The organism is Chryseobacterium sp. CCNWLW53, assembly GCF_037083525.1.
Classification (GTDB): Bacteria; Bacteroidota; Bacteroidia; order Flavobacteriales; family Weeksellaceae; genus Chryseobacterium; species Chryseobacterium lathyri.
Window position 1 is genome coordinate 395,111 of sequence record NZ_JBAOJR010000005.1, and the last position, 15,046, is coordinate 410,156.

The window sequence follows — 15,046 nt, forward strand, 5'->3', positions numbered from 1 at the left end:
AATTTAATTTTTAGCATAAGAAATATCTGTCCGCAATATCCTGCAGATCTGTTAAATACCTAAATGACTGTCTCTCATCGGGTTACTCATCACTCTTATTTATTGTATTAAATGTTCATTGTTAATTAAAAATTTTTTGTTTTTATGGTTATTTTTTTTCATTCTAAATAATTTATGGCCTAAAACACAAGAAACGCCTCGATAACTCGAGGCGTTTCTGCGGTATTTTGTTTAAATTTTTACGGGTTTATTGTAAATAATTTTCAAAGCAAGCACATTTCGCCTCATTCCATATCATCCATTCGTATCCGAATAATCCTTTTATTGAAGGGCTATCGCATAGATTTACATTGATATGTGCTCTTTGTATTGTCATAATTTTTCTGGCGCAAAGATATGAAAAATTGTTTTTCAGCAAGGAAATTACTCCTTCTGTCCGCTGGAAGGAGGGATAAAACCGAGTTGACTTCGAGGGCCTCAGCCAACTCAATTTTGCCGGCAGAACATAATTTTGTTCAAATTTTTAATCTTTAAATTATTAAAATCTTTAAATGCTACAATCTTAATTCCTCAACATTTTGTTCCTTCCTGTTTTAAACCTCGAAATATCCTTTAATATCACACTGTCATCAGGATTGAAATATTTGAGCTCGTTAATGATCTCTGAACGGGTACCTACTTTTTCCGCAATAATTTCATAGGCGATAGTTCGGGTTACATCCTGCAATTTGGTATCTTTTTTAAATTCATGCTTCATGGCTTCAAGGTAAATCATCTTTTTGTAGGAAGGTGTTTTCTGATAAAGATTCTGAATTTCAGTTTCGAGTTTTTTGATGTCATAAACATTGGCAAAATAATTATTCAGGCAATTGAATGCATCTTTATCTTCATTCCAACCCTTCAATAGCACTTTTTGAGCTTCTTCAGGCAGCTCCATTTTCTTGCTGTATATCAAAGAAGCTTTTACCATCTGGCTGTTGGCCGTATAGTCGTCTGCCATCATCTGATAGTAGCTGTGGGCATTTTTAAGATCATTCAGTTCTTTGTAAAGATCTCCTACTTTCTCTTTCTGCTGCATTTCTTTATACAGATCGATAGCTTTTTTGTACTGCTTTGCTTTTTCGTAACAGGATGCCGCTTCTGACTTATTGTTTAGTTTTTTTAGATAGACTGCGGCCGCCTCATTGTAGAAGCCCCCATTTTCCAGTGTTTTTGCACCCCTAAAATTATCCTGAAGAAGATTCATATATACTTTTGCTGCCTTTTTATAGTCCTTTTCAGCGATATATTTTTCGGCAAGTTCTTCGTATTTATTTCTGATCCTATCAAATAAGGAGGTTTCCAGATAAAAATTTCCGCCTCCGGAGCCTCTTCGTCCAGAGTTTTGTTGGTTTTGTTCTTTATCTTTTAAAGCAGTGATCACAATCATGATTATAAAAGCTATGACCAGGAAAATCACCAACGTTCCCACCACACTCCAAAAGCTTTCGTGAAATAACTGTGCTGCAATACCAATGATCTTAAACACCGCCAGGATCATAAATGCAATCAGGAATTTGTCTATAAATTTCTGCTTATTCATCATCTTCAGGGTTTAAAATGGTTTTATCTTCGTTAAACAGGCGGTAAAGAAGAAGGATGACACAGATCACCAGAATCCATACAAACCAGTTGTACCCAAACATCTTTATCAAAGGATAGAATAGATAAACCAGCATGGAAACAAGAACAGCAGACAGAATCAGCTTTACCCATAAAGGTACATTATCTCCGCCAAGGTTCAGCGACTTCCTTCTGAAGATGAAAGAATAGATTCCTACAGCTCCAAACATGAAAATCACAAGATACAGGATATCTGAAACTTTTGTTTTTTCAGGTAAACTACTGTCCCCGGACTCAAGCTGTCCTATTTTTGAATCTTTAACAGGAGTAGGTGGAAGATCCATTATATCAAGTGTTCCGTACAGTTTTCCAAGAGAATCCGCTACGAGTGCCTGTTTTTTCTTTAAAACAAATTTTACCACTTCGCCATTAACCGGCTTTCCCTTACTATATTGTTTGAGGGAATCTGAAATACTGCGTTTCATAGTGGCTTCCTGCTGAACCAGATGTTTCGTTATTTTTTTCGAATAAATAATTTTCAGGGAGTCCCTACTGCTCTGTTCTCTGGCATTAAGTTTTTCAATATCATTTCCAACCTCTCCAAGGTTTCTGCCACCTGATTTTTTATACTGCTCCCTTTCGTTTTTGTCTTTTGACATGGCAGCACCAGCCGCAACATATTCACTGGAAAGTTTTTTTCTTGTTTTTCCGTAAATAGAGTCAATTTTCATGTCAATATCCGTCACACCTGACTGATAAGCGATCATATCTGCCTGTGCTTTTTCAGCTCCGTTCATGATCTTACCGGATGAAACGAGAAAATCCTCTTTCACGGTTCTGTCTTTATCTGAAGGTATAAAAATTCTGAAGACTATAGCCATCACGACAACGCCCCAGAATATCCATCGGAAATTCCGGCTTCCTGCTGTTTCTTTTTTACTGCCCGGACCTCCGAACAGAGCACTCAGCCAGCTGTCTCCGAAAGTGAATTTTCCAAAGCCATCACCACGAGAAGTCCCCATAATATCTAAAGGCACGCCCAGTTCTACAGCTCGGTCAGGATACTTTTCTATATATTTTAAATATTTTTCAATTTCTTTTTTATTTCCTGCCATCACTTTTTTGAGATCAAAAGGCAGGTTTTTCATCCACTCTTCTTCATTTCTTGGCTGCTGAAGGGTTGCCAGAACTTTTTCATCATCCATCTCAACAGCAAAGCTTTCGATATATTGAGGGGTTTTCACCCCATTGGATGGTTTTCTCGCCCTGCCTTCTGTTATTTCAGGTTCCTTCAGCACAGAGAGCCAGTCTATTTCTTCTGAGAGCTTCACTAGACCAAAGTCGGGATGCATAACGACATACCGTGAACCGACAGACTGCCAGTCTTCCGGATTGATCCTTGGATAAAATATGGTATTTTCAGGAATAAAAAGTCTGTCATCTACACACTGGAAATAAGCATTTTTCCCGATTTCCTGTGGAACTTCATCATAAAATATAAGCAGGCATCCGTATAAAACATTAGGCTGGTCTGCCGGAATAGCATAGGATTTTACTTTATTGAGATCTATTCCCAATACTTCCATTTCATAAAGCCATACGCGAGGCGACGGGTCTTTGATCAAAAGCCCTTTTTTAGGATAGTTGTTTTTCGGAAAAGGTTTTATTCTAAGCTCCATAATCCAGGATCTGATCAATAAACGCTGTTAAATATTGAGCATACATTTCTTCCATAGTCTTCACTTTCAGCAGGGTCTGTTTCGGAAAGTAATATTCCGAACCTCCATACTCTGTATGGGTTGCTAAGGCCAAAAATCCATACTCCGTGGAAGGAATATAAAATGTAGGAATACCGGTATTGCTGCTTTTAAAAGTAAGCATTCCGCGGGAATCCGTAATGATCTCGCTGCCATCCTGAAATGTAAACTTATTTTTGTTCTGCTCTGCAGGGATTTTAACCGTAAATCTGTTTTTATAAAGGTTTAATGAGTTGTCATACAGCCTGCACAGTTCATTTCCGGAAATGACGAGATTGTTATTCTCATTGATTCCTATTTTATTGAAGTTACTGATTATTTTCATGCCGCTTCGATTCAGTTTGGCAACTTCTGTTTCTGCTTTTGCTATATTTTTATCTATTTCACTATCATCGTTAAATATGGATTCCACAGAGATATTTCCTTCTAAACTGATCTTATAACGGGAAGAATTCATAGGCTGATGAAGGTAAAAGTTTCTTCCGAAATAGATCAGATGGTATGAACTGGGGATATTGAGTCCGGTAACATTCTGTTCGGAATATTCTTTTGTGTTGAGATTCAGTTTTGAAATAAGTTTTTTATCCGGCTGATACTGACATAAAATAAAATGCTGCTGTTTGTTTTTAGCGAGAGCAAACTCGCCTCTTGGTTTCACAGAAATATCTTCTATTAAAACTTCGCATCCATGATAGATTTTATAGTAATCATAAGAATTCCGGTCGTAGTAATTATCAGAAAGATAAGTTTTCAACAGCTGTTTTTTTGAACTTAAAATATAAAATTCGCCTTCATAGAGAAACTGGGCAATTTTATTGGATGGAGTCGGAAACAGGATCGGATAGTTCTGCGGCAGATCTGTTTTTTTACCGTTAACATTATGAACCTTTTGCTTGCGCTGTGGCGGATTGGCCCATAATTCCTGAAGCGGAAGCTTTATCTTCTGAATATGCTTGCGCGCTCCTTTATGATGTTTATAAAAATTCAGTTCGCCATCTGAAGATGTTGTGATCAGGAATTTCAGCCTGTCCCTGTTTTCGTGGATCACTTTCCTTGTCTTTTCATCAGCAAGGTTTTCCTGGTGAGTAATGAAGAAAACTTCAAGCTCTTTTTCGGTATGCTCTTCATTAAAAAATTTCCCAAGTGCTTCTGAAACATCCAGAATGGGGCTGACCAGATTCAGAGCCTCGATAACATCTTCCGGTTTATCAAGAGAAACCGGTATACCTGCCTGCCCCAAGGCAAAAACCTTACACTCCGAATGGGCTTTCGGATGCCTGATCACCGCAATAGCCGATGCAAAAGCCAATACTTTAGGTGTTCCCCAGTTTTTCAGGGAAGTATCAATTAAAATAATACGTTCAAAAATATTTTCTTCCGGTGGAATTTCTCTCTGGATATACAGAGCTTCGTTATTGGCCACACGGTTCATGAAAACCTCATCATCATTGGCAAATTCAGAAAGAAGCATTCTGTGGAGGTCACCTTTATTGGCCATATCTGAGATCCCTCCAATGGGCTGCTCCCCGGGAGAAAGGTGACGCATAGGAATTCTCAGTCCGCTCCAAATCCTTTTGATCAGGCTTCCTACCTGAAATGTTTTGGGCTCCTCGATTAATTGTTGAATAAAATCTTTATCGGTTTCTACAGTTGTCTCTTCCTCTACGACTTCGTCATCCAGTTCAGGTTCATCTATGTGATCCCGCATGGCATCAACAATAGACTGGGTTGTCGGAAATTTTTCATTCAGGAGATTGAGTGTACTCAAGTCCCTGTTAATAGCTGACGGTCCGGCATACTTTTTCCCTGCACTGGCTGCCAGCATATGGGGTCTTTTGTAGTAGGTGGTCAGAATCATTTCTGCCTTTCCGGGAGCTATCCTGTTGTGGGAATCCTGGAAAATTGTCTGGAGTAGTACAATTCTGTTTTGTCCCTGTTTATAGATTTTATTTAATGATTTCAACTTTTCAAGGAACTCAATACTCTTTTCAGCAGTAAAATCAAAATTTCCAATGCTGTGAAAATTGGCTGTATGATTCAAAGGGCCTGCAAAATCGGTATAACCGTCCTGCATCGCATACAAAACCATCAGCAAGGCTCCAAACGGAGGCCATCCCTGTGGCTGAAGTTCTTTCAGGATCTCCATGACGTAAGGCCTGTAGGCTATAGCCCCAACACCGGGAATGGAGATGAGGTTATAATCATGGTATCCGGAATCTCCGGCGATATCCTCGTCGGTTACCCACTCCCAAAAGTAGTTTTCGTATGACTGGAAATATTCGGTTAAATCCATTCTTTCGTTTTTTCAGTAAGACGGAATGAACTTACGGACAATGGGCGGAAGTTTTCTTTTTTAAGGGAAAGATAAGTACCGTCTTCATTCCATAGTAACCATTTGTCTGACTCTTTATTATATTGCTGCTGTAAAAGAGAACTCAAATTTTTAAATTCAAAGTCAAAACCTGCAGGCAGAAGGTGGCTATCTCTGGTCCAATATGTTTTTCCGGGCAAACTCAGCAACGGTGTTCCCAGGAACAATGCTTTATCATCAATAACTGTCCATTCAAGCTTTTCCAGCTTAAATTTCGGCAGTAAAGGAATACTTTCTTTTATTTCCTCAATTATACTTAATAAAGCCATGACAGCATGTTCTTCATTACCCGGTTTTAATCTCACCTCCACTTTTTCACCGATTCCGAAATAATTATTGTTCGAAGCCGGAAAAGTAAGGCGTAAAGCTTTATCTATCGGTGACCAAAGTAAGGCCGTTCTCATTTTTTTACTTGGTACCAGTGCCTCTTTTTTGAACAAAAGTCCATCGCGCAATTCGTACAGTATGAAATTAGGCAGCTGCTGGATATCTGAGGAGATAGCCTGTTCCTCAGTGAAGCCTTTCAGCCAAACCGTCTCGTCATCTATTGCAATCTGTACATTTTTCCAGTCCCGGATAGCACCCAGAAAATCTTCATCGGCCCGGGGAATTTCTGCCCAGAATTCTTTTACACCGTTTGAAGGATCTTCTGCCATAAGCTTTCAATTTCTTGCTGGATATATTGCTTCTGCTCCGGATTTCTGATCCAGTCGCAACGGGTCTGCAGGTATCTCAATTTATCTTTGATCACGTTCTGTTCTTCAAAACTCAGCATTCCGCTGTTCCATTTTTCCACGAGGATTTTTACGTCCTTCATCACTTCCTCCGGATTAGGAGTTTTGTTCTGCATCGCCTGTGGATGGGATTTCGGGTTATCGTCTTTTTCAATGGTTCTGTTGATGATGCCTTCCAGAATCTCAATCTGTTCTTCTGTATCCCAGATATGCTTCAGTACCCAAAGATCGGAGAGCACAGCTTCATTTCTTCCACAAATCAGGGCGCTTGCCGCGATCAGGTTCTGAAGTTTTACGGCTCTACGGTCGGAAATGGTAATTCCTGTATTTCTCAGGCTGATAATTGTATTTAAATAAACTTCGTAGATGGGCCTCAGATCTATGGTTTTGCACAGATTCTGAAGTTCTCTGATTTCATCTGCCTGAATTTCAGGAATATTGGCCTCTGTTTGGTTTTCCAGTTTTCTTCCGGCCAGAAGTACCTGCTGAAGCAGTTCAGGATTTACGTAATCAACATTAATTCTAACCAGAAAACGGTCAAATAATGCATTCAGAGATTCATCTTCCGGAAGAACATTACTGGCCCCAACGAACATCAGGGCCGGCAAATGTTTTGTTTCTTTTCCTCTTTTAAATATTTTTTCATTCAAAGCGGTCAGCAGTGAATTCAGGATTGCAGAATTGGCATTGAAGATCTCATCGAGGAAAACCAATGAAGCTTCGGGCATCATGCCTTCGGTATTGGTGAGAAGTTCTCCTTCTTTTAATTTACGGATATCAAAGGGTCCGAAAATTTCGTTCGGTTCTGTAAATCTGGTTAATAAATATTCAAAGTTTTTTCCATCTTTTACTGTTTTCGACAGTGTTCTTACGATAGCGGATTTTGCGGTACCCGGAGGTCCGTACAGAAATGCATTTTCTTTGGCCAGAAGGCATATTCCCAAAAGGTCTACAACATCATTTTTTCCTACGAAAGTATCTTTTACGTAGTTGAGAACGGTATTAAGTTTTGTAATATTTTGTATCATTAATTTTCTTCGGTTATTATTTTTAATTCTCTCCAGTACGTATCTTTATACAGCCCAAAATCAGCCAACAGGAGTTGATTAATATATGGGATTTCTGCAAGAGCATAGGCTTTCTTCTCAACAATCCTTTCGAGATATAATTTCCTGTAGATTTTGTCTTTCAGCTCTTTTTCCCAATTGACTTTTTCCAGATTAAGATGATATCCAATTCCGGAATAATGAAACTGTGTAAGAATATCTTCCAGAATTTTAACCAAAGGATCATGAGGATCAGCAGTTTGCATTAAAGTTATGATCTGGGGAAGAAATCTTAGTGACAGATCTGCAGACAAAATAGAGGAAGTATCGGATGTTATTTTCAGTTTTGGGATCAGCTTATCCAGATCTTTTGCCGTGTTTTCACGGATGAGGTAGAGCTGTGCACTGTAATACAGAACTTTCGCGGCCCAAACTGCAGCTTCTTTATGGCAATAAATTTCTGTAGATAAAAATTCCAGTCTTTCTTTTTCAAATTCTGTTTCAAAATAATCACCGGCTTCCTGTTCTTCTTTTTTCGAAATTTCATGCAAATTTGAAAAAACGGTAATGCAGCCGCTTTTCCGAAGCAGAAAAATAGTATCTAAAAATGGTGATTTGGTTTCCGTCATCTAACAAAAATAAAACTATTTTGCAGAGAATAAAATTTTTTATGTGAGTGATTGGCAGCTAAATAATCTTTATGATAAATAATTCACAAAATGCCTATTAATTATGACTTAGATATTTGATGTTGTATTTTTACTCTCGCAGATTTAGCAGGTGGATCTGATATTTTGCTCCTGTGAAGACCTCTTTTCAGATTACAAATCAATCTGTTATTTCTATAATATTGTTTTCAGGATCCAGAATAACACTTTCATAATAGCCGTCACCTGTTGTACGTGGCTCTCCGGCTATAGTGTAGCCGTCTTTTCTTAAAGTTTCTGTCAGTTCATCTACTTTTTCTTTACTGCCTGTCGAGAACGCCAAATGAATAATCCCATATTGCTGAACATCATAAGAAATGTTGCTTTCCTGAATATCCGGTCTGGTCATGATCTCGAGACGGCAGCCATTGTCAAAGCTTAAAAAATAAGACTGAAACTGTTTTAGAGAATTGTGATATTTTTCATTGGAAACGGCTCCAAAATATTTCTGATAGAATTCTCTGATCTTTTCCAGATCTTTTACCCAAAAAGCAACATGCTCAATTTTCATTATGATTATCTTTTACTTTGCTAAAGTAAGGAGGAGATTCCTCAAATACTTCTTCTGTGTTATTCTTTTTTGAAACTGTATTGGCAATACTAAATATTAAGCTTCTGATTAAGCCTCATAGGTTTTGGAAATCTATGAGGTTTGTTCGGAGAAGCTTTTTCCTTTTTTAACCACCCCGTCAGATCTTCGATCTGCCACCTCTCCGGAGAAGGGGAATTTGTACTTAGAAAACTTAGGGTATTGAAATACGACCGTTGAGATGTTACAATCTAAAAGTTGTTATCTTTGTCGCTTCAAAATAACATTATGAGTATTCACATCAGTGCAAAAAAAGGAGAAATTGCCAAAGTAGTATTGCAGCCGGGGGATCCGCTTCGTGCACAATATATTGCTGAAAATTATTTGGAAAATGCTAAGCTGGTCAGCAAAACAAGAGGAATCTTTTATTATACCGGTCTTTATAAAGGTAAGGAAATCACTGTAGGCGCCAGCGGAATGGGCTTTCCGAGCATCGGGATCTATTCTTTTGAATTATTTACGGAATATGAAGTAGATACCATCATCAGGATCGGAACATGTGGAGCCTATACAACAGACCTTAAGCTTTTTGATATTTTAAATATTGAAAATGCAGCGAGTGAAAGTACGTATGCAAAATATGCCTGGGAAATTGAAGATGAGATACTTCCTCATCAGGGAAATATCTTCGGAACGATCAATGAAACCGCTCAGGAGCTTTCTTTAGCAACCAAAGCGATCAATGTACACAGCAGCGATATTTTCTACAGAAAAGACCCGAATGTTCCTGCTATTGCTACTAAGTACAACTGTCCGGCCGTAGAAATGGAAGCTTTCGGATTATTCGCGAATGCACAACATTTAGGAAAAAATGCAGCTACGATTCTTACGGTAACCGATATTATTCCTACCCACGAAAAGATTTCTGCTGATGAGAGAGAAAAAGCCCTTAAACCAATGATGGAGCTGGCTCTGGAATCAGCGATAAAAAGTCTTTAATAGAAAAGAAGTTAAGCTGCTGTTTCGCAGTTTCGCCATAAAAAAAGAGCTTTACCTGATGAGTAGAGCTCTTTTTTATAGTTTGAAAAAATTTCTAGTGGTTTCCGTAGTTGCATGTGCGACTTCTGAAATACTTATCTTCTTTAGGTGTGCGATTGTCTGTGCTACATACGGCAGGAAGGAAGGTTCATTCCGGCGGTTCTGCATTCTCGGCATATTTTTCGGCAGCATGAACGGGGCATCAGTTTCTATCATCATGCGATCTATCGGTGTATATTTTATTACTTCTTCCAGCTGTTTAAATCTTTTGCCATCACTTATAGCTCCGGTAAATCCCAGATAAAACCCTTTGTCCAGATAGATTTTAGCTTCCTCCAGCGTTCCTGTGAAACAATGGACAACAGCTTCCGGCAAGTTGGTAAGGTATTCATCTGTAATTTCATTAAATTTTTTAAAAGCTGATCTTTCATGAAGGAAAAGAGGCTTACGAACCTCAACGGCCAATTCCAGCTGGGCTCTGTAGCATTTTTCCTGAATAGGTCTTGGAGAAAAATCCCGGTCAAAATCCAGTCCGCACTCTCCTACCGATACCACATGATTCAATTTCAAAAGGTTCCGAAGTTCCCGGATACTCTCCTGGTTAAAGGATTTGGCATCGTGGGGATGAATTCCTGCTGTAGAAAATAAAATCCCGGGATATTCTTCTGCGATTTCAGCAGATTCTTTGCTTCCGCGTACGCTAGTCCCGGTGAGGATCATTTGTTCCACTCCATTATCCAGGGCGCGGTTAACAATTTCTTCGTGTTCATTATAGAACTGTTTATTGGTCAGGTTAATGCCAATATCAATGTATGTATTCATTTGTTTTTGTTTTGTATAAAGGACAGATAAGATTGATTTGTATTGCTAAATTTTTGATCTGAAACTTTATCAATACAAAATTATCTGCACAGTACGCAATCTTTTTACGCAAGTAAAGTTTTATACGCTATTCATTGATAAATTTTTCCAGGAAACCGATTAACTGTTTTCCTCCGTGGCTCCATCGGATCCCGTGACCTTCTTTTTCCCTGGCTTCAAAAACAAGTTCATGTTTGTAATGATAGAAAACATTCCACCAGGTTCTGTTGTCCAGAATATAGCTGATCTTTTCCATGACTTTTTCCTGTTTCTGCAGATTATTCCCTTTGATCTCGCCCCAAAACTCATCATCCATTCTTCCGATATGTTTTTCCCAGGCTCTCTGCGCAATGGTAATTTCGCTGTTAAAAGGTTTCCGGCAGGCTTCAAGCAAAGTATCTTTCAAAGGTGGAACAGCATTTTCATCACGAACGCTGGCAGAAGTCAGGCGCTGTCCCAAAATATTCAACCAGTGTTCAAAAGGTATTTTTTCAAGATGAGCTGCTTTTACCTCATCTGTATCCTTGTTTTGAAATATATTGATAAAAAGCTCAAAACTTTCTTTTCTGTCTGTTTTAATTTCTTCATTAAAATATGGCTGCTCCCATTCCAGACTCTTGTTCTGAAATTTCACGATATTATTTTTCATAGTTTGTAGATGCTCTCTGGCAAGAACAGCCCGATATTTTTCTTTCCAGGGATCTGAAATTAATGAAATACAGGATTTAAACATATCCATTTACAGATATTTTATAAGATTGATAACAGAATAAAGATTTTCTACAAAGCTCTGAATTACATCAATTCCTTCCACCATTTTTTCCAGGTTATTTCTCCCAGCTGATCGAGATCTGCTTTTTCTCCAATCATAGGAAGTGTCACAGGGATACTGTTTTCTTCTGCATATTTTGAAACAAGTTCCAATGGCTCAAACCAGGGATGCTGAGCTAATTTAAATTTAGAATTATGGACAGGAATAAAGTTTTTAGCTTTCAACTCCTGTACTTCTTTGATGATCTGCTCCGGAAGGCTGTGAATGTAAGGCCATTTTTCATTGTATTGGCCACATTCCATTACCGCAAGATCAAACGGTCCGTACTTCTCCCCGATCTCTTGAAAGTGGTCTCCGTAACCGCTGTCACCGCCTAAGAACAATTTTTTAGATGGAGTCTGTAAAACAAAGGAAGTCCACAGTGAGATATTCCGGTTCAGGAGTCTTCCCGAGAAATGTCTTGCAGGAGTCAGTGTAATGGTGAAGCCACCTTCCAGATAAATGCTGTCCCACCAGTTTTTCTCAATAATTTTTTCTGAATCCCAGCCCCAGTACTCGAAATGCTGCCCTGTCCCCAGTCCACATATCACCTGACCTACTTTGTCTTTAAGCGTCTGAACAGTGGAATAATCCAGGTGATCCCAATGATCATGGGAAATCAGGAGAAAGTCTATATCCGGCATATCTTCCGGTTTGTAATGATCTGATCCAGGGAAGGCCTTTATGGATCCCGGCATTGGTGAAGCGTTGCCACTGAAGACAGGATCTACAAGGAATTTTTTGCCATCGATCTGGATAAAGTAAGAGCTGTGCCCGAACCATACGAGAACATTTTCTTCCGGTTTAAGGTTTTTCAGATCTGTGATCACAAAGGGAAGAGATGATTTCGGGCTTGTATTCTCAACTTTGCATAGGGCCTGCAGGAGTAATTTGGTCATGCTTTCTCCTTCCAGTAATGCAGGTGTGGGAAGTATATTCTGAAATTTTCCGTTGGTATAGTTGGTCAGCGTACTGAAATAGGTTTTTCTTTTTTCGTTGGGAAACTGCCCCATTTGTTTCTTTAAATTCATTATCACTGTTTTTATGCTCTGAATCCTGATCATTAAGATGTATCAGATGAATAAATATAAGAATAGATTTCTTATTTATATGAATCAACGAATAAAGGGAGCGTTTTACTTTATATGATCTAATATCTTCTGCACATAGTTCTGTAACTTTTGATATGAAACAGTAAATGGATCAGCCCCAATACTTCTTATGGAGTATAATTTTCAATAAAAATAACAGTATCGATGAATTTTTTATTTATTTTCCCAATGTGATGTAACAAATGTCCTGCAATAACTGTCTTATTGGTGAAATATCACTTTGAATGAAAATAATTATATCTTCAGCTGCATTATTAATCGGTTCTTTAACATTTGCACAAGTAAAAAATGACACCATCAAGGAGAAGGAAAACCAGATTGAAGGGGTTACATTAACGGCCAGAAAACCTACTGTAGAATCTAAGGTGGACAGAACGGTGTTTAATGTGTCCAACAGCTCTATCCTTGCAGGAAATACAACATGGGATGTTCTTAGAATGACCCCTTTGGTGAGTATTGATAATAATGATGCTATAAAAGCGGAAGGTGAATCGGTGACGGTTTACATCAACGACAGAAAATCTGTTTTTACTGGGAAGGAATTAAAGGAATATCTGAAAACCATTCCTGCAGATAATCTGATGAAAATTGAGGTGATCACAAGCCCGTCATCCCGTTATGAAACAGCCGGATCGGTCATCAATATTGTACTGAAAAAAAGAGATGATGAAGGAATGAAGGGCAGCGTAACCTTCAATAACAGGCAGAATACTAAAAATTCTCAGTATACGAATCTTAATCTTAATTACCATAAGAAAAATTTCACCCAGACTCTTGTCGGAAGTTACAGCGACAATACCTGGGCACAAAAGAGCCTATACATCAACTCTTTATACAAGGATAATGATGTTACCCAAACCAACAATGAAAACATAAGCAGAAATAAAAGTCCTTCCCTTTCCTCAACCTCTGAATATGAACTGAATGATAAAAATAATATAGGACTTATCCTTGAATATTATCAAAGCAAAAGTTCCACAACCTCGGATTCTGACTTCATCAGATCGAAAAATGATGTGCTGTTTGATTCTTACCATCAGGAGCAGGATGCAACAGGGCACTACCGAACACTGGGAACAAATCTTTTTTATAAGTATTATGATAAAGAGAAAAACAGGATATTGGATGTCAATTTAGGGTCCAATTACAATTCTCAGGAAAATACAAATTGGTTTTTAAAAACATCCAATATAACACCGGCTGTGAGCTTGTTAGGCCTGGATTCTCATGAACAGACCCGAAACTATTATCTAAAAGTAGATTATACGCAACCGCTTGGAAAGGGCGGAAGCTTTGAAGTGGGTGGAAAAATGGATTTCAATAACAATGTGATCCCCAATAATGTATCCGGAAACAATGCAGATAATCTCCCTTCGAACGATGTTTTCCACTATGAGGATAATATCAATTCCCTGTATGTGAACTACAGCAAAACTTTTTTCGAAAAGCTGGAAACAAGAGTGGGAGTCCGTTATGAACATATCGATTATAAAATGAGACAGGATGTGGCCGGTACGGAAAGAAAAGATTCTTACAGTACCCTTCTTCCCAATCTATTGGTGAAATATTCTTTTTCGGATAAATATGATCTGAGCTTGACCTATAACCGTAATCTCTGGCGTCCGTGGTATTCGGAATTTAATCCTTTTCTTGTTCCTACCAATGACGGAACGTACTCACGCGGAAATATGGACCTGGAGCCTAACCCCAGCCACAGGCTTTATATGAAATTCGGGATCCTGAAAAAGTATTTTCTTTCGGCCAGATATATGTACACTGACAGGGATTACTGGACATCTATTGCAGAGGAAAATGGAAGAACGGTTAGCCTACCTGCTAATTTCAACGGAAAGGTGCAGAAGTATTATCTGTTTGCGAATACCAACCAGACTTTCCTGAAAAATAAAATGAATGTGAATGTAGGAGTTGGATGGTATTATATCGACAATCATGATTTCAACGAAGTCAATGATCTGAAAGGTAAAAATTATATAAGCTATCTGGGTGCTTCAGCTAATCTGTCGTACACCAACCTGTTTGATAAAAACATTAACCTGAGTGCATGGGTAGAGCTTTCCAACCAGAACAACGGAAATTCCTATGCGAATAAAACGAATATTTTCCACAATATCTCTGCCACCAAAATATTCCCTAAAACACAGATGGAAGTAAGCCTTCAGCTGATGAATATTTTCAGCAGACCGAATTTTGATTCCACCACCTTCAGCCAGGTCGGAACCACCAGAAGTTCTACAAGATCCGACTGGTATGGATTTTCACTTACTTTTGTGAAACGTTTCGGAAATCAGAAAGTAAAAGGAAATACGAAGACGGATGTAGAGAAAAACAGCGGCGGCGGAAAATAAAAATAAAAAATCAGTGCCGGCAGAGACTGTTTGCAAACGAAATAAACAAGCAAAAATAATAGCTAAAAAAGACACTTGCATTGATGTAAGTGTCTTTTTATTCTATATGAAG

Annotated in this window: 12 protein-coding genes; 2 read left to right on the top strand and 10 right to left on the bottom strand. The window is 38.4% G+C overall.

What is annotated here, in order from left to right; genetic code table 11:
- Nucleotides 1–562: 562 nt before the first annotated feature.
- The 7 genes from V6R96_RS17890 to V6R96_RS17920 form a co-directional block, all read right to left on the bottom strand.
- Nucleotides 563–1,585 (bottom strand): hypothetical protein, encoded by a 1,023-nt coding sequence (locus tag V6R96_RS17890; RefSeq protein ID WP_336379768.1) that lies wholly within the window; start codon nucleotides 1,583–1,585, stop codon nucleotides 563–565.
- Nucleotides 1,575–3,281, bottom strand: a complete 1,707-nt coding sequence (locus V6R96_RS17895) for an APC family permease (protein ID WP_336379769.1) — start codon at nucleotides 3,279–3,281, stop codon at nucleotides 1,575–1,577. Before V6R96_RS17895 ends, V6R96_RS17890 begins: the two co-directional genes overlap by 11 nt.
- Nucleotides 3,271–5,652: a hypothetical protein gene (locus V6R96_RS17900; RefSeq protein ID WP_336379770.1), complete on the bottom strand. Its 2,382-nt coding sequence runs from the start codon at nucleotides 5,650–5,652 to the stop codon at nucleotides 3,271–3,273. The genes V6R96_RS17895 and V6R96_RS17900 overlap by 11 nt, the downstream gene beginning before the upstream one ends.
- Nucleotides 5,643–6,386 (bottom strand): hypothetical protein, encoded by a 744-nt coding sequence (locus V6R96_RS17905; protein WP_111959089.1) that lies wholly within the window; start codon nucleotides 6,384–6,386, stop codon nucleotides 5,643–5,645. The genes V6R96_RS17900 and V6R96_RS17905 overlap by 10 nt, the downstream gene beginning before the upstream one ends.
- Complete coding sequence (locus tag V6R96_RS17910; protein ID WP_336379771.1) at nucleotides 6,359–7,492, bottom strand: AAA family ATPase; 1,134 nt, start codon at nucleotides 7,490–7,492, stop codon at nucleotides 6,359–6,361. Before V6R96_RS17910 ends, V6R96_RS17905 begins: the two co-directional genes overlap by 28 nt.
- A complete protein-coding gene (locus V6R96_RS17915; RefSeq protein WP_336379772.1) occupies nucleotides 7,492–8,139 on the bottom strand; it encodes a hypothetical protein in 648 nt (215 codons plus the stop codon). Before V6R96_RS17915 ends, V6R96_RS17910 begins: the two co-directional genes overlap by 1 nt.
- Before the next feature lie 199 nt (nucleotides 8,140–8,338).
- Nucleotides 8,339–8,728 carry a VOC family protein gene (locus tag V6R96_RS17920; protein ID WP_336379773.1) on the bottom strand — a complete coding sequence of 130 codons (390 nt, stop codon included), beginning with the start codon at nucleotides 8,726–8,728 and terminating at the stop codon, nucleotides 8,339–8,341.
- A gap of 306 nt (nucleotides 8,729–9,034) precedes the next feature.
- On the opposite strand from V6R96_RS17920, the gene deoD reads away from it, so the two are divergent.
- Entirely contained in the window at nucleotides 9,035–9,745 is a 711-nt protein-coding gene (deoD, locus tag V6R96_RS17925; protein WP_111959085.1) for a purine-nucleoside phosphorylase, read from the top strand.
- A 75-nt stretch (nucleotides 9,746–9,820) separates the two neighbouring features.
- Here the strand turns inward: deoD and V6R96_RS17930 are convergent, their stop codons facing one another.
- From V6R96_RS17930 to V6R96_RS17940, 3 genes are all read right to left on the bottom strand, one after another.
- The gene (locus V6R96_RS17930) at nucleotides 9,821–10,606 is read right to left on the bottom strand and encodes a TatD family hydrolase (protein ID WP_336379774.1); all 786 of its coding nucleotides are present in this window, start codon (nucleotides 10,604–10,606) and stop codon (nucleotides 9,821–9,823) included.
- A 127-nt stretch (nucleotides 10,607–10,733) separates the two neighbouring features.
- A complete protein-coding gene (locus tag V6R96_RS17935; protein ID WP_336379775.1) occupies nucleotides 10,734–11,384 on the bottom strand; it encodes a hypothetical protein in 651 nt (216 codons plus the stop codon).
- A gap of 56 nt (nucleotides 11,385–11,440) precedes the next feature.
- Nucleotides 11,441–12,487 carry an MBL fold metallo-hydrolase gene (locus tag V6R96_RS17940; protein ID WP_336379776.1) on the bottom strand — a complete coding sequence of 349 codons (1,047 nt, stop codon included), beginning with the start codon at nucleotides 12,485–12,487 and terminating at the stop codon, nucleotides 11,441–11,443.
- Nucleotides 12,488–12,792: 305 nt separating this feature from the next.
- Between V6R96_RS17940 and V6R96_RS17945 the strand changes: the two genes are divergently transcribed.
- Nucleotides 12,793–14,934: an outer membrane beta-barrel protein gene (locus tag V6R96_RS17945; protein WP_336379777.1), complete on the top strand. Its 2,142-nt coding sequence runs from the start codon at nucleotides 12,793–12,795 to the stop codon at nucleotides 14,932–14,934.
- The last annotated feature ends 112 nt before the right edge of the window (nucleotides 14,935–15,046 follow it).

Coding starts and splice junctions, on each gene's coding strand:
- V6R96_RS17890 (WP_336379768.1), bottom strand. CDS start 1,585: ATGATGAATAAGCAGAAATTTATAGACAAATTCCTGATTGCATTTATG.
- V6R96_RS17895 (WP_336379769.1), bottom strand. CDS start 3,281: ATGGAGCTTAGAATAAAACCTTTTCCGAAAAACAACTATCCTAAAAAA.
- V6R96_RS17900 (WP_336379770.1), bottom strand. CDS start 5,652: ATGGATTTAACCGAATATTTCCAGTCATACGAAAACTACTTTTGGGAG.
- V6R96_RS17905 (WP_111959089.1), bottom strand. CDS start 6,386: ATGGCAGAAGATCCTTCAAACGGTGTAAAAGAATTCTGGGCAGAAATT.
- V6R96_RS17910 (WP_336379771.1), bottom strand. CDS start 7,492: ATGATACAAAATATTACAAAACTTAATACCGTTCTCAACTACGTAAAA.
- V6R96_RS17915 (WP_336379772.1), bottom strand. CDS start 8,139: ATGACGGAAACCAAATCACCATTTTTAGATACTATTTTTCTGCTTCGG.
- V6R96_RS17920 (WP_336379773.1), bottom strand. CDS start 8,728: ATGAAAATTGAGCATGTTGCTTTTTGGGTAAAAGATCTGGAAAAGATC.
- deoD (WP_111959085.1), top strand. CDS start 9,035: ATGAGTATTCACATCAGTGCAAAAAAAGGAGAAATTGCCAAAGTAGTA.
- V6R96_RS17930 (WP_336379774.1), bottom strand. CDS start 10,606: ATGAATACATACATTGATATTGGCATTAACCTGACCAATAAACAGTTC.
- V6R96_RS17935 (WP_336379775.1), bottom strand. CDS start 11,384: ATGGATATGTTTAAATCCTGTATTTCATTAATTTCAGATCCCTGGAAA.
- V6R96_RS17940 (WP_336379776.1), bottom strand. CDS start 12,487: ATGAATTTAAAGAAACAAATGGGGCAGTTTCCCAACGAAAAAAGAAAA.
- V6R96_RS17945 (WP_336379777.1), top strand. CDS start 12,793: ATGAAAATAATTATATCTTCAGCTGCATTATTAATCGGTTCTTTAACA.